Origin of the sequence: Roseovarius sp. MMSF_3350 (assembly GCF_030733425.1) — a bacterium.
Taxonomy (GTDB): Bacteria; Pseudomonadota; Alphaproteobacteria; order Rhodobacterales; family Rhodobacteraceae; genus Roseovarius.
In genome coordinates this window covers 131414-148128 of record NZ_JASHIZ010000001.1, presented here as the reverse complement: position 1 = coordinate 148128, position 16715 = coordinate 131414, and the positions used below count along the sequence as shown (strand labels likewise).

General features: G+C 63.5%; 17 protein-coding genes and 1 pseudogene. 8 read left to right on the top strand and 10 right to left on the bottom strand.

All coding sequences use genetic code 11. From position 1 onward, the window contains the following. Positions 1-198: 198 nt before the first annotated feature. Positions 199-1512 carry a serine hydroxymethyltransferase gene (gene glyA, locus RBB31_RS00745; RefSeq protein ID WP_306127346.1) on the top strand — a complete coding sequence of 438 codons (1314 nt, stop codon included), beginning with the start codon at positions 199-201 and terminating at the stop codon, positions 1510-1512. 31 nt (positions 1513-1543) lie between these two features. Here the strand turns inward: glyA and RBB31_RS00740 are convergent, their stop codons facing one another. Then, the gene (locus RBB31_RS00740) at positions 1544-2320 is read right to left on the bottom strand and encodes an enoyl-CoA hydratase (protein WP_306127345.1); all 777 of its coding nucleotides are present in this window, start codon (positions 2318-2320) and stop codon (positions 1544-1546) included. A 65-nt stretch (positions 2321-2385) separates the two neighbouring features. Beyond that, the gene (mutM, locus tag RBB31_RS00735; protein ID WP_306127344.1) at positions 2386-3237 is read right to left on the bottom strand and encodes a bifunctional DNA-formamidopyrimidine glycosylase/DNA-(apurinic or apyrimidinic site) lyase; all 852 of its coding nucleotides are present in this window, start codon (positions 3235-3237) and stop codon (positions 2386-2388) included. A 95-nt stretch (positions 3238-3332) separates the two neighbouring features. Here mutM and ubiE point away from each other — a divergent pair, with 95 nt between their 5' ends. From ubiE to RBB31_RS00715, 4 genes are all read left to right on the top strand, one after another. Next, on the top strand, positions 3333-4076 hold the full coding sequence (ubiE, locus tag RBB31_RS00730) for a bifunctional demethylmenaquinone methyltransferase/2-methoxy-6-polyprenyl-1,4-benzoquinol methylase UbiE (RefSeq protein WP_306127343.1): 744 nt from the start codon (positions 3333-3335) through the stop codon (positions 4074-4076). A 3-nt stretch (positions 4077-4079) separates the two neighbouring features. Next, positions 4080-5612: a 2-polyprenylphenol 6-hydroxylase gene (ubiB, locus tag RBB31_RS00725; RefSeq protein WP_306127342.1), complete on the top strand. Its 1533-nt coding sequence runs from the start codon at positions 4080-4082 to the stop codon at positions 5610-5612. Between the two features lie 116 nt (positions 5613-5728). After that, the gene (locus RBB31_RS00720; protein ID WP_306127341.1) at positions 5729-7849 is read left to right on the top strand and encodes a YjbH domain-containing protein; all 2121 of its coding nucleotides are present in this window, start codon (positions 5729-5731) and stop codon (positions 7847-7849) included. After that, on the top strand, positions 7846-8541 hold the full coding sequence (locus tag RBB31_RS00715) for a YjbF family lipoprotein (RefSeq protein ID WP_306127340.1): 696 nt from the start codon (positions 7846-7848) through the stop codon (positions 8539-8541). Before RBB31_RS00720 ends, RBB31_RS00715 begins: the two co-directional genes overlap by 4 nt. A 139-nt stretch (positions 8542-8680) precedes the next feature. On the opposite strand, the gene RBB31_RS00710 is transcribed toward RBB31_RS00715, so the two are convergent. From RBB31_RS00710 to RBB31_RS00700, 3 genes are all read right to left on the bottom strand, one after another. Beyond that, positions 8681-8914: a hypothetical protein gene (locus tag RBB31_RS00710; protein WP_306127339.1), complete on the bottom strand. Its 234-nt coding sequence runs from the start codon at positions 8912-8914 to the stop codon at positions 8681-8683. Positions 8915-9173: 259 nt separating this feature from the next. Next, a complete protein-coding gene (locus tag RBB31_RS00705; RefSeq protein ID WP_306127338.1) occupies positions 9174-9845 on the bottom strand; it encodes a flagellar hook capping FlgD N-terminal domain-containing protein in 672 nt (223 codons plus the stop codon). Between the two features lie 22 nt (positions 9846-9867). After that, a complete protein-coding gene (locus RBB31_RS00700) occupies positions 9868-11751 on the bottom strand; it encodes a flagellar hook-length control protein FliK (protein ID WP_306127337.1) in 1884 nt (627 codons plus the stop codon). Between the two features lie 166 nt (positions 11752-11917). Between RBB31_RS00700 and RBB31_RS00695 the strand changes: the two genes are divergently transcribed. Together RBB31_RS00695 and RBB31_RS00690 are read left to right on the top strand one after the other, a co-directional pair. Further along, on the top strand, positions 11918-12163 hold the full coding sequence (locus RBB31_RS00695) for a rod-binding protein (RefSeq protein WP_306127336.1): 246 nt from the start codon (positions 11918-11920) through the stop codon (positions 12161-12163). After that, complete coding sequence (locus RBB31_RS00690) at positions 12156-12515, top strand: flagellar protein FlgN (protein ID WP_306127335.1); 360 nt, start codon at positions 12156-12158, stop codon at positions 12513-12515. Before RBB31_RS00695 ends, RBB31_RS00690 begins: the two co-directional genes overlap by 8 nt. 221 nt (positions 12516-12736) lie before the next feature. Here RBB31_RS00690 and RBB31_RS00685 read toward each other — a convergent pair. The 5 genes and pseudogenes from RBB31_RS00685 to tsaD form a co-directional block, all read right to left on the bottom strand. Then, positions 12737-12838, bottom strand: a pseudogene (locus tag RBB31_RS00685) (chemotaxis protein MotB); the annotation flags it as partial. Positions 12839-13160: 322 nt separating this feature from the next. Then, on the bottom strand, positions 13161-13580 hold the full coding sequence (locus RBB31_RS00680) for an EVE domain-containing protein (RefSeq protein ID WP_306127334.1): 420 nt from the start codon (positions 13578-13580) through the stop codon (positions 13161-13163). 3 nt (positions 13581-13583) lie between these two features. Further along, positions 13584-13853: a YciI family protein gene (locus tag RBB31_RS00675; protein WP_306127333.1), complete on the bottom strand. Its 270-nt coding sequence runs from the start codon at positions 13851-13853 to the stop codon at positions 13584-13586. After that, positions 13847-14812 (bottom strand): NAD(P)H-dependent glycerol-3-phosphate dehydrogenase, encoded by a 966-nt coding sequence (locus RBB31_RS00670; RefSeq protein WP_306127332.1) that lies wholly within the window; start codon positions 14810-14812, stop codon positions 13847-13849. Before RBB31_RS00670 ends, RBB31_RS00675 begins: the two co-directional genes overlap by 7 nt. Beyond that, the gene (gene tsaD, locus RBB31_RS00665) at positions 14809-15903 is read right to left on the bottom strand and encodes a tRNA (adenosine(37)-N6)-threonylcarbamoyltransferase complex transferase subunit TsaD (protein ID WP_306127331.1); all 1095 of its coding nucleotides are present in this window, start codon (positions 15901-15903) and stop codon (positions 14809-14811) included. The genes RBB31_RS00670 and tsaD overlap by 4 nt, the downstream gene beginning before the upstream one ends. A 71-nt stretch (positions 15904-15974) precedes the next feature. Here tsaD and RBB31_RS00660 point away from each other — a divergent pair, with 71 nt between their 5' ends. After that, positions 15975-16706 (top strand): uroporphyrinogen-III synthase, encoded by a 732-nt coding sequence (locus RBB31_RS00660; RefSeq protein ID WP_306127330.1) that lies wholly within the window; start codon positions 15975-15977, stop codon positions 16704-16706. Positions 16707-16715 lie beyond the last annotated feature (9 nt).

Genomic DNA, 16715 nt, shown 5'->3' with positions numbered 1-16715 from the left:
TTCAGATCTGCACGCGGACGAGCCCGTTCCGGCAGGCCAGGGGCCGGAATGATTCTGGCCAGAGCGGGCCGCACGCGCATGTATGGCGCAGGCGTATAGCGGCAAATGCCGCAAAAGCAAAGCGGGAATCGATGAAAACCGCTTTCGCCCGCGCTGTGCGCCCGGCATGATCCGACCGACGTAACCGGAGAGACCAATATGACCCTTGCCCACCGGAACTGGGTGCCCGCGAAATGCGAGACGCTGGTTCAGACCATCGCGACCCGGACAGGCTCGGAAACCAGCGCTGCGATTGCCACCCGGATCGAGGCGCTGGCCGCGCAGAACCGCGAAATACACGAGCGCGAATGCTTCAACCTGAACCCGGCGACGAATGTCATGAACCCGCGGGCCGAGGCGCTGCTGGCGTCGGGCATCGGTTCGCGCCCGTCGCTGGGCTATCCGGGCGACAAGTATGAGATGGGGCTGGAGGCCATCGAGGAGATCGAAGTCATCGCAGCCGAGCTGGTCGCCGAAGTCTTTCAGGCGAAGTTTGCCGAGATCCGCGTGCCTTCTGGGGCGTTGGCGAACCTATATGCGTTCATATCCACCTGCAGGCCGGGAGATACGATCATCGCCCCACCGGCCACCATCGGCGGGCATGTCACCCACCATGCCGATGGATGTGCCGGCCTGTTCGGCCTGCGCACCGTCCCGGCGCCGGTCAATGCGGATGGATACACGATTGATCTGGACGCGTTGCGCGACATTGCACAACAGCACAAACCCGCGCTGATCACCGTGGGCGGGTCGCTGAACCTGTTCGAGCATCCGGTGGCCCAGGTGCGCGCCATCGCCGACAGCGTGGGCGCGAAGGTCATGTTCGACGCCGCGCATCAATGCGGGATCATTGCCGGTCGAGCATGGAAGAATCCCCTTTCCGAAGGGGCGCATCTGATGACGATGAGCACCTACAAGAGCCTTGGCGGCCCGGCGGGCGGTGTGATCGTGACCAACGAGGCGGAGTTGGCCGAACGGCTGGACGCCATCGCATTCCCCGGCATGACCGCGAATTTCGATGCCTCCAAGTCAGCGGCGCTGGCGGTGTCGATGCTGGACTGGCGCGAGCATGGGCAAGCCTACGCGCAGGCCATGATCGACCTGTCCAAGGCTCTGGCGGAGGCATTGGCGACACACGGCATTCCGGTGTTCGAGACGCCGCAGGGATACACCGGTTCGCATCAGTTCGCGGTCGAGGCGGCACGGTACGGCGGCGGTCAAGCGGCGTCCAAGACCTTGCGCAAGGCCGGGTTCCTGGCCTGCGGGATCGGCCTGCCCATCGCGGAGGTGCCGGGCGATATGAACGGTCTGCGCATCGGCACGCCGGAACTGGTGCGCTGGGGCGTCACGCCAGGGGACGCGCCGGCACTTGCGGCGTTGATACAAGAAGGCCTGACCGGAGACGCGGAGGCCGTCGCATCGCGGACTCAAGCGTTGCGCAAGCGGTTCGACACCTTGCATTTCGTGATCTGAAACGGGGCCGGGGGCAGGATGCCCCTCGGCTCTACTTGTCGCGAAACTGCGCTTCGCGTTTCTCGGCGAAGGCCGCCATGCCTTCCTTCTGGTCCTCGGTCGCGAAGAGGGAGTGGAAGACGCGGCGCTCGAACAAGAGCCCCTCGGCCAGCGGCACCTCGTAGGAACGGTTGACCGCTTCCTTGACCGCCATGACGGTGATCATGGACTTCTCGGCAATCTTGCCGGCGGCGGCCATGGCCTCTTCCATCAGTTTCTTTGCGGGAACGACGCGGCTGACGAGACCCGAGCGGTCGGCCTCTTCGGCGTCCATGAACCGGCCCGTCAGGTTCATGTCCATGGATTTCGATTTGCCGATGAACCGGGTCAGGCGCTGGCTGCCGCCCATCCCGGCCATGACGCCGAGGTTGATCTCGGGCTGGCCGAACTTGGCGTTGTCGGCGGCGATGATGAAATCGCACATCATCGCAAGCTCGCACCCGCCGCCCAGCGCATACCCCGACACGGCGGCGATGATCGGTTTGCGGATGCGCACGATGGCGTCCGCCTCGGGGCCGAACAGGTTGCCCGAGAACACGTCGACAAAGGATTTCTCGGCCATCATCTTGATGTCCGCACCGGCGGCGAAAGCCTTTTCCGAGCCGGTGATCACGATGCAGCGCACCTTGTCGTTGCCCTCGGCATCCTGCAACGCGTCGACAAGCTCGCCCAGCAACTGATCGTTGAGGGCATTGAGGGCATCGGGGCGGTTCAGGGTAATCTTGGCGACGTGGTCTTCTACTTCGACGATGATCGTCTCATAGGCCATGAAATCTGCTTTCGCTTGTTTCTGTCAGAGTTGAGTCATTACCATTTGAGGCAGTCGGATCAAGGTTATCTTTGGCAAGTCGCGCAATAGAAGCTGGAACGCCCCGATTGCACCACACGGCGCACATTTCCCTGGCAACCGGCGCGGCGGCAGGGGGCGCCCTCGCGGTCGTAGACGTCAAAGCTGTGCTGAAAATATCCAAGCTCTCCATCGGCTTGGCGGAAATCGCGCAAGGAGGATCCGCCGGCGAGAATCGCGTCGTTCAGCACGGCACGGATGATCGGCACCAGGGCCGCGGCCCGCCTGACCGCGATGCGACCGGCGCGGCGCAGGGGCGATATACCGGCCCGGAAAAGCGCCTCGCAGACGTAGATATTGCCCAGCCCCGCGACGATTCGCTGATCCAGCAGGGCCGATTTGATAGGGGTGTTTTTTCCCGCCAGCGCGGCGACCAGGTAGGGTTCGTCGAACTGGTTGCCCAGCGGTTCGGGGCCCAGCTTGGCCAGCAGGGGATGCGCCTCGGCGTTGGCAGTGGCCATCAGGTCCATCGCGCCGAAGCGGCGCGGATCGTTGAAGGTGATGCGGGCGCCATTGGCCATGTCGAGCACCACGTGGTCGTGTTTCTCCGTCGCGGGATGGTCGTGCACGAACTGTCCCAGCGGATCGCCCGAGATCAGGATGCGGCCGGACATGCCGAGGTGGATCAGAAGCGTCTCGCCCGACGACAAATCGGCAAGGATGTATTTCGACCGCCGCCGCAGGCCCAGGACACGCTGTCCGGTGAGCCGGTCGGCCATGCCCGGAGGGAAAGGCCAGCGCAGGTCGGGGCGGTTGACCTGAGCCGACGCGATCACGGCACCGGTCATCGCGGGCTCCAGCCCGCGGCGCACTGTCTCGACCTCTGGCAATTCCGGCATTCCGCCTCCTCTGCGACCAAACGGGCGCATTGTAACCCGCCCCCGGCGACCTATAAGAAGGACTTGAGGATCAAACGGCAAGGCCGCGGGGATAAATGACCGGGAAAACAACGCATTTCGGATATGAGGACATCCCCGAGGAGGAAAAGGCGGGCCGCGTGCGCGGCGTGTTCGGTTCGGTCGCGTCGAAATACGACGTGATGAACGACGCGATGTCCTTTGGCATCCACCGCGTCTGGAAGGACGCGATGATGGACTGGCTGGCGCCGCGCCCGGGGCAACGTCTGCTGGACGTGGCGGGCGGCACCGGCGACATCGCCTTTCGGTTTCTCAAACGCGCCGGTTCGGGCCATGCGACCGTGCTGGACCTGACCGAGCCGATGCTGGTCGAGGGCCGCAAGCGGGCCGAGGCGGAACAAATGGCTGCGAGCCTCGACTGGGTGGTGGGCGACGCGATGGCGCTGCCCTTTGCCGATAACAGTTTCGACGTCTACACGATCAGCTTCGGCATCCGGAACGTGACGCGCCCGCAGGAGGCCCTGAACGAGGCCTTTCGCGTGCTGAAACCCGGCGGGCGGCTGATGGTGCTGGAGTTCAGCCAGATCCCCAATGACCTGATGCAGAAGGTCTATGACCTCTATTCCTTCAACATCATTCCCCAGATGGGCCAGGTGATTGCCGGGGATCGCGACAGCTATCAGTATCTTGTGGAATCGATCCGAAAGTTCCCGGACCAGGAAACGTTCCTGGGCATGGTGCGCCAGGCCGGGTTCGAGCAGGCCAAGTACCGCAACCTCAGCATGGGAATCGCCTGTCTGCATTCCGGCTGGAAGATCTGAACCATGCGCGGGCCACACAACCTCCTGCGCCTGATCCGCACGGGCGCCACGCTGGAACGCACCGGCGCCATGGGTCTGATCATGGATGCGATGGACGCGCCGCCGCTGGTGCGCGGGACCATGCGGTTCCTGGCCTGGCCGTTCCAATGGCTGGGCTACAAGGGCGACACCAGCATGCCGCCGGCCCTGCGTGCGCTGACGGCGCTGGGACCGGCCTATATCAAGTTCGGGCAGGTCTTTTCGACCCGGCCCGACATCGTGGGCGATGCGCTGGCGCAGGAACTGCGAGTGTTGCAGGACAAGCTGCCGCCCTTCGATGCGGAGGTCGCCAAGGCCAGTGTCGCCAGCTCGATGGGCCAGCCGGTCGACGCCGTTTTCTCGGAGTTCAGCGACCCGATTGCCGCCGCCTCGATCGCGCAGGTGCACAAGGCACGGCTGCGCGAGACGGGGCAGGACGTGGCGGTCAAGGTGCTGCGCCCGGGAATCGAGCGGGCTTTCCGCAAGGACATCGACGCCTTCTATTTCGCGGCGCGCATGATCGAGGTGCTGTCCCCGTCCGCCCGCCGACTGAAACCGCGCGACGTGATCGCCCATTTCGAGGGCGTGGTCATCGGAGAGTTGGACCTTCGCCTCGAAGCCGCCTCGGCCAGCGAGTTCACCGCAAACACCGCAGAGGACAAGGGCTTCAGCCTACCGGCCGTGAACTGGGACATGTCCGGTCGGCGCGTGATGGTGATGGAATGGGCCGACGGGGCACCGATGGGCGACAACGCCGCGATCGATGCCGCGGGCCATGACCGCGCGGAGCTTGCCGAGCGCGTGCTGCAGCTGTTCCTGAAGCACGCCCTGCGCGACGGGTTCTTCCACGCCGACATGCACCAGGGCAACCTGAAGGTCGCGCCGAATGGCGATATCATCGCCTATGACTTCGGGATCATGGGGCATATCGACGAATACACCCGCCGGGTCTATGCCGAGATCCTGTATGGCTTTATCAAGCGCGATTACCAGCGTGTTGCCGAAGTGCATTTCGAGGCAGGCTATGTGCCCCCCGACCGCGACGTGGACGAGTTCGCCCGTGCCCTGAGGGCCGTGGGCGAACCGATTTTCGGCATGGATGCCTCGAAGATCTCGATGGGCGGGCTGTTGAGCTATCTCTTTGAGGTGACAGAGAGATTCGGAATGGAAACCCGGACCGAGCTGATCCTTCTGCAACGCACGATGGTGGTCGTCGAAGGTGTCGCCCGAAGCCTGAACCCGCAGACCAATATCTGGCAGGTCGCCAAGCCCGTGGTCGAGGATTACATCCGCAAGAACATCGGCCCCGGCGCCGCGTTGCGCGACTTGCGCCGTACGCTGATGGTCCTGTCGCGGTACGGGCCGCGCCTGCCGAAGATCGTCGAAAGCGCGTTGATCCGCCAATCCTCGCCCGAACCGGAACCGACGCGCGGCCTGCGCTGGAAATCCGTGCTATGGCTTGTGCTGGGCATCACGCTGGGTGCCATGGCGACCTTGCTGGCATCGGTATTTCTCTGAAGACGTGGTATTGATGTGACTCCCGCCATCTATCGAAAGTCACGACGCGTCAGGCGGTGTCGGAATCGCGTGGCGTTGGCTAACGTCGACGGGACGTCAATGGAGGGAAACCCGCAGTGATCCGCAAATCGACACGCGTTTTGGTCACGTTCGGGATGCTCGGCCTTCCGGCCCTGGCAATTGCCGACGATCTTACGACGCTGACGACCAACAACTATGGTACGCCCGGCGGCCTGATCGACATGCCCACGGCGGAAACGGCGCCGGATGGCGAGCTGAGCACCAACATCACCTATTTCGACGGGTTCTTCCGCACGACGCTGAGTTTCCAGATCACCGACCGGCTGTCAGGTAGCTTTCGTTATGCCGGAACGGAAGATATCACCCCGGCCTTCTCGACCTATTACGACCGCAGTTTCGACCTTCGGTTCCGCCTGTTCGACGAGACCGATTTCACCCCCGCGGTTTCGGTCGGTTTGCAGGATTTCGTCGGGACCGGCCTTTTGTCCGGCGAATATATCGTCGCCACGAAGTCGATCGGCGACCGCCTGCTCGTGACCGGCGGTCTGGGCTTCGGGCGATTCGGCAGCTATGCCAGTGACGGCAGCTTCGGGACACGCACCCCGTTCAGTTTTGCCCAAGGCGGCACTGGCGGGCAGTTCAACATCGACGACTGGTTCCAGGGCGATTACGCCTTCTTTGGCGGGGCCAGCTATCAGGCGACCGACAAGCTTTTGCTGAGCGCCGAGTATTCTTCCGACAACTACGACACCGCGCAATCCGCCGGCATTCTGAAACGGTCGATCCCGTGGAACTTTGCCGTGACGTACCAGCTAAATCGGAACACATCGCTGCGGGCCTTTGCTCTGCATGGCGAAGAATTCGGCGCGGCGCTGACCTTCAACCTCAATCCGAAGAACCCGTCGGTCAAGGGCGGGGCCGAGTTGGCGCCGCTGCCCGTCGCGGTGCGCGGTCCGCGTAGCGCCGAAGACCTGGGCTGGACCACGCAACCGGGCCGGGAAGAGGCGATTACCGCGTCCCTGGATCGCAGTCTTCAGCAATCCGAGCTCGACCTCGAGGGGCTGACCCTGAACGGACGCTCGGCGCATGTGCGGATCCGCAACGCAAAGTATGACGCCACCTCCCAGGCATTGGGCCGGACCCTGCGGAGCATGAGCCGCGAACTGCCGCCCTCGGTCGAGATGCTGCATGTGACGCTGATCGAGAACGGCATCCCGGCGAGCACAATCTCGTTCAGCCGCACCGACCTGGAGCGCCTGGAGCACCGGCCGGCACGCGAGGCGCTTGCCGCCGCGCGCTTTACCGACACGCTGCGCTTTGGCGATTATCCCGATCCGTTCCCGGAGACCTATCCGCGGTTCGAATGGACGATCGGCCCCTACCTGCGCACCTCGCTGTTCGATCCCGGCAACCCGCTGCGCGGCGATGTCGGCATTCGCGCCAAGGCCAAGTATCACCTGGGATCCGGGTGGGTCGTTGCCGGCTCTCTCGGCCAGAAGGTGATCGGCAATCTCGACGAGGCCGTCCGACCCAACAACTCGCAGCTGCCGCATGTGCGCTCGGACGTGGCCCGCTACAACAGAACCGACGAACCCTTCCTCGAAAATCTCACCGTGGCGAAATACGGGCGCCTCTGGCCCGATTTCTACAGCCGTGTCACGGCAGGATATCTGGAACGCATGTATGCGGGCGTCTCCGGCGAGGTCCTGTGGAAGCCGGTGGACAGCCGTTTCGCGCTTGGCGCCGAGATCAACTACACGCATCCGCGCGACTTCGACCAACAGTTCGGCCTGCGTTCCCGGGTGACGCCGGGCGGCACGATTCCGGAGTTCAATGGTCACGTGTCGGCCTATTACGATTTCGGGAACGGCTTTCACGGCCAGATCGACGCGGGGCGTTATCTGGCCGGCGACTGGGGCGGCACGATCACGATCGACCGTGAATTCGCCAACGGCTGGAAGGTCGGCGCGTTCGCCACCTTCACCGACGTGTCCGCCAGCCAGTTCGGCGAGGGCTCCTTTGACAAGGGCATCCGGTTTACCGTGCCGTTTTCCTGGCTGGTGGGCGAGCCGACCAGGCAAAAGGCGAGCGGCGTCCTGCGCCCGCTCACCCGTGACGGCGGTCAGCGGCTGGAAGTCGACGGGCGCCTTTACGAAACCGTACGCGGGTCACACCGGCCGGAAGTTGCCAAGAGCTGGGGGAAATACTGGAGATGAGGCCGAGCAAGACGCTTTTATTCGCGGTCGGGTTTCTGGCTGCGCTGTCCTTGACAGGCTGCACGAACACCAGGCAGGGCGTTTCGCTTCTGACCGTCGGAAAGACCCTGATCGATTCCCGCCGCAACCAGAACCAGCCCAGACAACAGATCGCCGACAGCGTGGTCCAGCGGGAGGTGCAGCGCGCGTTGCAGTCCGGCGACGGCCCGTTTGCACTGATGCGGATCGAGGAAACCGGCAGCGTCGCCGTCCTCCGTGTGATCGAAACCAATGGCCCCTACAACACCTGGGCGGCCTGGGGAACGTCCGAAAGGCGCAGCGTGTCCACGCGCGGCGGCGTGATCACCTCGACCCGCGGACTGGGCGCCGACCTTATGTCGTCCAGCGTAAATGGTTTGCTGGGAATGCTGTCGCGGCGTGAAGACGGGATCGAACGACAGGTCCTGCGGCATCTGGACGGCGAAAACCAGATCGAGGAAACCGAAGCCTATTGCGCCTTTACCCCGGATGGGCGCCAGACCTACGAAGGCGGCGCGCTTCGGCTTCAGGTGACGCGCGTCGACGTTTTTTGCAAGACCGACACCGGTACGTTCGACAATTACTATCTGGTGAGCGACGGCGGACGGATCGTCGAAGCGCGCACCTGGCTTGGCGAGGGCCTGGGGTACTTCACGCTGAGCCATCTGCGCTGAGCGCGACACTTCGAACTCTTCGGCGCGGGCACTGGCGGCAGTCAGTTGCTTTCTTTGCAGCCACCTTCCAGTTTCGCCTTGTTCCAAAAGAAAAGCGGGCCCCGAAAGGCCCGCCAGACTAATCGAATATTTGGTCGGATCAGTTGCGCACGAGGCTCGTCGTGGTGGAAGAGCCATCTGCCAGCGCCACGATCAGGCCAGCAGCGACGACGCCGACGACAACGTAGGTGACGCCGCCGATGGACAGCAGCGAGCCTTGCGCTTGCGTCGAAACGAAAGGATCGTTGGTCGCGGGGGCGTTCTGGGCGACGGCCGGCGCAACCGAAGCTGCAACGACAGCGCTTGCTGCGATGAGTGTCGTAAGTTTCTTCATGACAGTCTCCAAGTCATAAGGTTGCACGATGCCGAAGCACCTTGTTCACGTGGCTTATCCCATAAAGTTGAACAAAATAAAACCCAATCTGAGCAGATGGCGAAGAATCCGGCGTTTATTATTTTGCTGTGGCCATTACGCCGAATCTTTCACCAGAAGCCTTCCAAGTCGCCTGAGGCAGGACTGTTCGCGACGCCCGCGCGGCGTTCGAACGAAAGGCGCATTTCGACTTTATGCCTCAAGCCCGAGTTGAAACGCTTTATCGAGGCAACCGGAGTCCAAGCATGGCCGATGCCGCCACCTCCTGACCGCTTTCCATGACCAGCAGGGTTTGGCCTGCCTCCGTCCTTGCCTCGATGATTCTGCCGTGAACCTGGGCGGGCGTCGATGCCACGATCTCGTCGCCGGAATAGGACTCGACGCTGATGTCGTAGGTTCCGGACGGCAGCACTGTTCCGTCAGGGTCACTGCCCAGCCAGGCAATCTCTTCGCGGTCGCCTGAAACGGCAAGGCGCTGAACTTCGTTGCCGCTGCTGTCCCGCACGATCAGTTCGTGCCGGTCGGCGAGACCGTCGCCGGAGATGGTCAGGGGCACCGGAGCGCCGTCGAACACGACGGGCGCGATCGCGCGACCTTCCATGCCGATCCAGCCGGACATTTGCGACACGCCCAACAGGCTCATCTGTGCGCCCAGGGCCGACAACAGATCGTTGGTCTTGACCTGCTGTTCGACCCCGGAGAACGTGGCCAGCTGTGTGGCGAATTCCGTCGACTCGATCGGGTTGAGCGGATCCTGGTTTTCCATCTGCACGGTCAGCATTCGGATGAATGTCTCGAAATCCGAGCTCAGGACGGATGAACCGCCCGCCGAAGACGCGGCGCCACGTGCGGCGGTTCCAGCGGCGGTCGCGGAAAGGGTGGAGAAATCCATAAAGCTGTCCTTTTCGGGCTGATCAGAGACGAATGTCGACACGGTCAAGCGCGATCCGCGTCGACGGCGGGCTGGGGGTCGCGCCCATCGGCGCATCGCTTTCGGACACGGTCACGTCAGGACGATACATCTCGCGGCCGTCATCGCCGCCCTGATCCGTCTGTGCGTCACCGCCCTGGCCGAACGAGAATTCCGCCGCGCCATAGCCGATTTCGTGGAATTCCTGGGCAAGGCTGTCGCTGTGTCTGCGCAACAGGTCGAGGGTTTCCGGCCTTTCGGCCAGCACGGTCACGATGACACCGGTTTCGCTGGTGTGCAGGCTGATACGGACACGCCCGAGCTCGGCCGGATTCAACATGATTTCGGCGCTCTTGTCGACGGCGCCGCGAAACCCGTTCGCCAGCTGCTCCGCCACGTGGCGTGGCAAGTCCGGCGTCAGCGATGTCAGGGACGCAGCCGGGCGCACCGGTGCGCTGGTCTCGACCTGACTGGCAAAGCCACCGGCGGCAGTAACGCGGCCGACTTCGGCCTCGATGCTCCGCACCCACTCCTCGCCGACACGGCTTGCGCCGGATATGTGGGCCAATGTCGCCATTCCGTGCGTTGCGGGCCCGGTGGCCGGGCCTGGCGCCTCGGACCGCGACAGCGAAGGAGAGGCAGGAACATGGATCATTGGCCGTTCGGCGGGTGCCCGAGACCTCGCTTCGGGATGCGACAAGTCAGGCCGCGACAAATCTTGTTGTCCAGAGGTTTGAACGATCGCGCGGGCTGTGTCCTCGCCTGCCTTCTTTGTTGTCATCTTGGGCTGGCGGGCCGGGGAAGGGTCCGAGATCACGCGCGCTGTAGAAGCCATGGCGGTCGGAGCGTTCTCAAGGGCAGGTTGGTTTGCGGAACGGTGCGGACCGGACGCAAGTGTAGCAGGCGGAATATCCTGCGTCGAAACCGGGGCCGATCTGCGATCACCGGCGCGGGGCTGTCCTTGCGGCTGCGCGGCAGGGTCCGATCTGAAAACAAATCGCACCCCGGCAGGCAGGTCACCGGTTGGATCGACGCGGGTTTCGCCTGTGACTGATTGCGTGGGGTGCATCACCTTGCTGTCCGGCCTGGTGATGGTGTCCAGCGCCTCCGGCGCGGTGCGGCCTGCGCGACCGGGGTCGCCTTGCTGCAGGGCGGCAGATGCAAGGAGTTCTTCGGCCAATGGCGGCACGCGCCCGGTTGCCGGGGGCGCCGCGGCGGTTCCTTCTACCGATGCCACCGCCGGACGCGGCTGGGCTTGAGGTGCCTCCTCAGACCTGCTCGCACCCTGTGCGATCGCACGTTCGGCGGTTCCGTTCTGAACCGTTTGCGGAGGTCGGAGTGTCGCCGGCGTCTCGGAGGCGGGCAGGGTCAGACGCTTGACGTCACCGCCGGCCGCTGCGTCTTTTACCCGTGTCGCCGCCACATCGACTGACACGTCAGGTTTCCGGCTCACGTCGTTTTCCGTTCTCTTCAACGACGAGGGGCCGTCGGGACGCTGATCCTCCTGCACGCCACCCCCTCGGAGTATCCGATCCTGTTCAGCGATTTCGGACTCGTGAGGTTCTGCCAGAACGACAGGACTTTCCGAAACATCAGTTGGATCGTCGTCCGCGACCTCGCCAGCGGTCTCAGGCGCCACCGTTGCGCCGCTTTCGGCCCCATCCCCGGGCATTTCCGCATCTTCCGACGGACGCTCGACCTCGGGCTCCACGGCTGCTGAATCGGTCGTCGAAGCCTGCCGCGACCGGGCCTCCGCGAAAACGGTCGCAAAGCTCGGCCGGGTCGGGTTGCCATCGGCTTTGTCGCCCGTGGCCGCAGCTTCGGTTTTCACGGCCATGCGCCTGCCGGTGGGAGGCGTGGCAAATTCGCTTGTGAACATGTGCTGCATTCCAGAGCTCCGGGATTCTTCCTCGCTCGTCGAACTTCGCAGACGGTGATTACCAGTTCTTTACCGCTTTGCTGTCAGATACCGGAAAGTTCGCAGCATTAGAGGGATTCTGGTGACCGATCATTTACCCATCAAACCGGTGGCGCGCTCGATGCCTGCGCCACGCATGTTGACGCAGACCTCTCCGGAGGCGGCGCGCAGGGCCGCCGAGACGCTCGAGGCGACGTTCCTTGCCGAGATGCTAAAGGCCGCCGGTTTCGGCAAGCAGGTGAAAACCTTTTCCGGTGGCGAGGGAGAGGACCAGTTCGCGTCGTTCCATCGCCAGGCGATCGCGGACAAGATCGCGGCAGCCGGCGGTATCGGCCTTGCCGAGCATTTCCTGAGATCAATGATGGAGAAGACAAATGAGTGACTCCCCCGCGCAAGCGCTGGTCGATGAACTGGATGCGCTTCTGGACTCCGAACGCAAGGCCGTGCTGAACGGCAAGCTCGACGAGATGTCGCGCCTGACGGAGCGCAAGGAAGCACTGATCGATCAGCTGAGCCAGTTCGATGCGGCGGATGCCGCCATGATATCGGAAATCCAGGACAAGCTGTCGCGCAACCAGCTTTTGCTCGATGGCGCCCTGCAGGGCATCCGGCAGGCCTCTGCGCGGCTGGCCGCCATCAGAAAGGTCCGTCGCTCGCTGGAGACTTACGGCGAAGATGGGCGGAAGAGAACGATCGACGCCCAGATCACGCGGCAACTGGAAAAACGGGCGTGAGCCTTCCAACGCGGTCGATGCGCATTTGTTTTAAATGCCGGTCATACGGGCCGTCGAATTTAGGATTCTCTTAGCACTTTCCCGGCATTTCTCGGCCTGCGTCCCAGGGCGGATGGCGCGATGCCGAGACCGTGCATCGCAAACGTCAGAACGACTTTTGAAACCACCGCCAAGGGGCGGTGAACGTGTATCGGCGCAAAAGCGCCGCAGAAAAAGGACTATGCTATTGCGACCTTCCAGGCGCCGCCATGGTGCCCGTCGCCGCCCGTGACCTTTTTCCGTTTGATGATGACTGGCGCGGCATTGTCACCAGACGCACTCATCTCACCACCTATTCACTCACCCGAAACAATCGTTAGCAGACGGGGTCTTACTCGACCGTTAACAGATCAACTTGTCCGCTTAATCGACCGGGCCGCGCTCGGCCGGAACCCTAGGCATTCGAGTAAAATGCAGGGCACTCTGTTTTTGTCAAACGCGGACGGAAATGCTAGAAGCAACCTTGTCGCGCCAGTATGGCCGAAACCAATTCCAGAGACACGTGTGGTGCGTAGGGAGCACGTGGGGCAACGGAGGGTATCGGTCGATACGCGCAGGTACCCTCCGTCCGAATTTTAATGAGATTCTGGCCGAACGCGGCGCTGCCTACGGCGTCAGACCCGCCATCTCACAGACAATTTTCCATTCATCCTCGGCGACCGGCTGTACGGACAAACGCGAATTGCGCACCAGCACCATTTCCCCCAGACGCGGATCCTCCTTGATCATGTCCAGCGTGACGGGCGCCTTGGCGGCCTCGAGCGCCTTGATATCCACGCACTCCCAACGCTCGTCATCGGTCGTGCTGTCGGGATGGGCCTCGGCGATCACTTCGACGGTGCCGACCACCGCCTTTTCCGTCTGGCTGTGATAGAAAAAACCGCGGTCGCCCACCGCCATCTCGCGCATGAAATTGCGCGCCTGGTAGTTCCGCACGCCGTCCCATTCCTCGCCCGCTTCACCCTTGCCAACCTGCTGGTCCCAGCTCCATGTCGACGGCTCGGATTTGAACAGCCAATAGCGCATCGCTCAGATTACCTTGTTCCAGGGGATAAGCTCGACACTCTCAAACAGGTCGGCCGCCTTGTAGGGGTCGTTCGCCGCCCAGGCCTCGGCCTGTGCCATGTCCTCGACCTCCAGCACCACGAGCGAGCCGATCATCCCGCCATCAGCATCCAGCAGCGGACCCGCCTGGCTTACGACGCCACTGTCCTTCAGGTAGGCCACGTGCTTGTCGCGGTTATCGAGACGGGTTTGCAGGGCGCCGGGTTTGTCCCGGGCAATCAGGGCAATCAGCATTCTTCTTCCTTCAATGGCCGTTGCAGCAGCATATCCATCGCGTCGCGCACGTTCAATTCGCCACGCACCAGTCCTGTCACGACGCGTGTGATCGGCAGGTCCAGCCCGGCCTGGCGCGCCATCTCCTCCAGCGCCTGCGCGGTTGCCGCGCCTTCGACCGTCACGCCCTTGTCGAAGTTCTCGCCCGCGCCGATACTCTCGCCAAAGCGATAGTTGCGCGATTGCGCCGACGTGCAGGTCAGCACCAGATCACCAAAGCCGGAGAGGCCGGACAGCGTCTCTGCCCTGGCGCCATGCGTTTGTGCAACCTTCACAAGTTCGGCGAACCCGCGCGTCAGCAGCGCAGCGCGCGCGCTTTCGCCCAGCCCGGCCCCGATGGCCGCGCCACAGGCGATGGCGATCACGTTCTTCAGCGCGCCACCAAGTTCCGCGCCGGTCACATCCGTGGTGCGATAGAGCCTGATATTGGGCGTTGTCAGCCGTTTTTGCAGGTGCCCGCCCATGGCGTCATCCGCGCAGGCCAGGGTCAGCGCGGTGGGCAGGCCCTTCGCGATGTCCTGCGCAAAGGACGGGCCGGTCAGCATCGCCGTAGCGGCCTTCGGCACGTGATCGGCGATCACCTGCGTCGGCCTCAGCCCTGTACCCCGCTCCATGCCCTTGCAACAGGCTACCACGGGCTTTCTAGCCAGTTGCGGCCCAGCGGTTTCAAGAAACGCACGCAGCTTTTGCGCCGGAACAGAGACCAGAACGATGTCCGCGTCCGAAACGTCGTCGAGATCCGCAGAAATGGTGATGGCTGTCGGCAAGGTGATTCCGGGTAACCGCCGCGCATTCTCTCGCGTGGCCTGCATCTCTTGGACGTGCTGCGTATCCCGTGCCCAAAGAACAACCGGGCCGTTGCGTGCCAGCGATGCTGCCAGAGCCGTGCCGAACGCACCGGCGCCGATCACCGCGATCATGCCTTGGCCCCTTTCTTTCCGCCACCCAGAAGGGCGGGACTGTGTTGATCCAGTGGCCAGCGCGGTCGCGCCGCCAGCGTCATGTCGTCAATGCGTCCGGCACGGAAGAGTTCCCCGCCCGCATAGGCGATCATCGCGGCATTGTCGGTGCATAGAGCAAGGGGAGGCGCGACGAACCGCACGCCGAATTCGCCTGCAACAGTCTCTAATCCGGCCCTGATCTCGGCATTAGCAGCCACCCCCCCGGCAACCGCCAAGGCGGGGGGCGCCGGCAGTTCCAAAGCCGCTTCGGTCAGAGCACGGCGCGTCTTTTCTTGCATGACGTTCGCCACCGCCCGCTGAAAACCGGCGCACAGATCGGCCCGGTCCTGCCGCGTCAGTCCGCCTTTTTCCGCAACCACCGTGTCGCGGGCCCGCAACAATGCGGTTTTCAGACCCGAGAACGACATGTCACATCCCGGTCGATCCAGCAGGGGCCTAGGAAATCGAAACCGCGCCGCGTCGCCATCGCGTGCCGCGCGCTCGATGGCCGGACCGCCGGGCTGGCCAAGGCCCAGAAGGCGGGCGGACTTGTCGAACGCTTCGCCCGGCGCATCGTCGATCGTACCGCCCAGGCGCGTGAAGTCGTCGCAGCCTTTGACCAGAAGAAACTGACAGTGCCCACCGGACACCAGGAGCATGACATAGGGATAAGGCAACCCGTCGGTCAGACGCGGGGTCAACGCGTGCCCGGCAAGATGGTTGACCCCGACCAGCGGAATCCCCCGCGCCGCGGCGATCGCCTTGGCCGTCGTCACCCCGCACAGCACGCCACCGATCAAACCGGGGCCTGCCGTCGCGGCCACCAGCGTCACGTCTGCCAGAGACATTTTCGCCTGAAACAGAGCCTGTTTTACGGCGATATCCAACTTTTCGGCATGGGCGCGGGCGGCGATCTCTGGGACGATGCCGCCGAAGGCATCATGCAGCGCGTCCTGCCCCAGCACGACCGACGACCGGATCTCGGCGCCTCGTCCAGTGACGGACACAACCGCGGCGGCGGTGTCATCACAGCTGCTTTCCAATCCAAGGATCACTAGGTTGTCGGTCATCTCACGCCCGTTGCGCCACGCCTTCGTGGCAGGTAACACCGCAGGGACGCACAAACAACTCCGGAGCGTGCATGTCGCCGCTGATCCTGATCACCAGACCCGCCGACGCGGCGAAGGCTTTCGCCGACACGGTGCGGGCGGAACTGGGACCCAGGGCCGACATCTGCATCGCCCCGCTGCTGCAAATCCAGCTTTTGACGGACCTGCCCGACCTCACGCGCTATCCCACGCTGATCTTCACTTCGGCCCATGCCGTCGCCAGCTTTGCCCAGGCAACATCGGCGCGGGATTTCACCTGTTACGCCGTGGGCACGGCAACCGCCGAAAAAGCGCTTGATTGCGGCCTGTCTCCGCGTGTCGGCCCCGGAACCGGGCGCGAGCTTGCAACCCGGATCCGTCACGACGCCCCCGCGACGCCTTGCCTTCACCTGCGCGGCGACCACATCGCTTTCGATATCGCCCGACACCTCAGTTCCGCTGGAATAGAGACTGCAGAGGCGACGGTCTACCGCCAGATAGCGGTCCCCTTGCCGGACGATGCCAACGCCCGGATCGCGCAGGCGGAAACCGTCATCGCACCTGTCTTTTCACCGCGCAGTGCTCAGCTTTTGCTAGATGCGCTTCCAAATGGCACTAACTTGCATATCGCGGCAATCAGCGATGCCGCAGCCGGGGTCTTTGCCCCGGAAAACGCGGCCCGGATCGAGGTCGCGCAGTCACCCGACAGGCAGGCCATGCTCGCCTGTGTTGCAACACTATGGTCTCAGGCCAACCGGCTTGAGGGCAGTACCGGCCCACAGTAAGCTTGCCTC

Excerpts from the sequence above, each read along its gene's own strand:
- RBB31_RS00660 (WP_306127330.1), top strand. The coding sequence starts at position 15,975 with ATGTCGCCGCTGATCCTGATCACCAGACCCGCCGACGCGGCGAAGGCT.
- tsaD (WP_306127331.1), bottom strand. The coding sequence starts at position 15,903 with ATGACCGACAACCTAGTGATCCTTGGATTGGAAAGCAGCTGTGATGAC.
- RBB31_RS00670 (WP_306127332.1), bottom strand. The coding sequence starts at position 14,812 with ATGATCGCGGTGATCGGCGCCGGTGCGTTCGGCACGGCTCTGGCAGCA.
- mutM (WP_306127344.1), bottom strand. The coding sequence starts at position 3,237 with ATGCCGGAATTGCCAGAGGTCGAGACAGTGCGCCGCGGGCTGGAGCCC.
- RBB31_RS00740 (WP_306127345.1), bottom strand. The coding sequence starts at position 2,320 with ATGGCCTATGAGACGATCATCGTCGAAGTAGAAGACCACGTCGCCAAG.
- RBB31_RS00675 (WP_306127333.1), bottom strand. The coding sequence starts at position 13,853 with ATGCTGATTGCCCTGATTGCCCGGGACAAACCCGGCGCCCTGCAAACC.
- RBB31_RS00680 (WP_306127334.1), bottom strand. The coding sequence starts at position 13,580 with ATGCGCTATTGGCTGTTCAAATCCGAGCCGTCGACATGGAGCTGGGAC.
- glyA (WP_306127346.1), top strand. The coding sequence starts at position 199 with ATGACCCTTGCCCACCGGAACTGGGTGCCCGCGAAATGCGAGACGCTG.
- RBB31_RS00705 (WP_306127338.1), bottom strand. The coding sequence starts at position 9,845 with ATGGATTTCTCCACCCTTTCCGCGACCGCCGCTGGAACCGCCGCACGT.
- ubiE (WP_306127343.1), top strand. The coding sequence starts at position 3,333 with ATGACCGGGAAAACAACGCATTTCGGATATGAGGACATCCCCGAGGAG.
- RBB31_RS00710 (WP_306127339.1), bottom strand. The coding sequence starts at position 8,914 with ATGAAGAAACTTACGACACTCATCGCAGCAAGCGCTGTCGTTGCAGCT.
- RBB31_RS00700 (WP_306127337.1), bottom strand. The coding sequence starts at position 11,751 with ATGCAGCACATGTTCACAAGCGAATTTGCCACGCCTCCCACCGGCAGG.
- ubiB (WP_306127342.1), top strand. The coding sequence starts at position 4,080 with ATGCGCGGGCCACACAACCTCCTGCGCCTGATCCGCACGGGCGCCACG.
- RBB31_RS00695 (WP_306127336.1), top strand. The coding sequence starts at position 11,918 with ATGTTGACGCAGACCTCTCCGGAGGCGGCGCGCAGGGCCGCCGAGACG.
- RBB31_RS00690 (WP_306127335.1), top strand. The coding sequence starts at position 12,156 with ATGAGTGACTCCCCCGCGCAAGCGCTGGTCGATGAACTGGATGCGCTT.
- RBB31_RS00715 (WP_306127340.1), top strand. The coding sequence starts at position 7,846 with ATGAGGCCGAGCAAGACGCTTTTATTCGCGGTCGGGTTTCTGGCTGCG.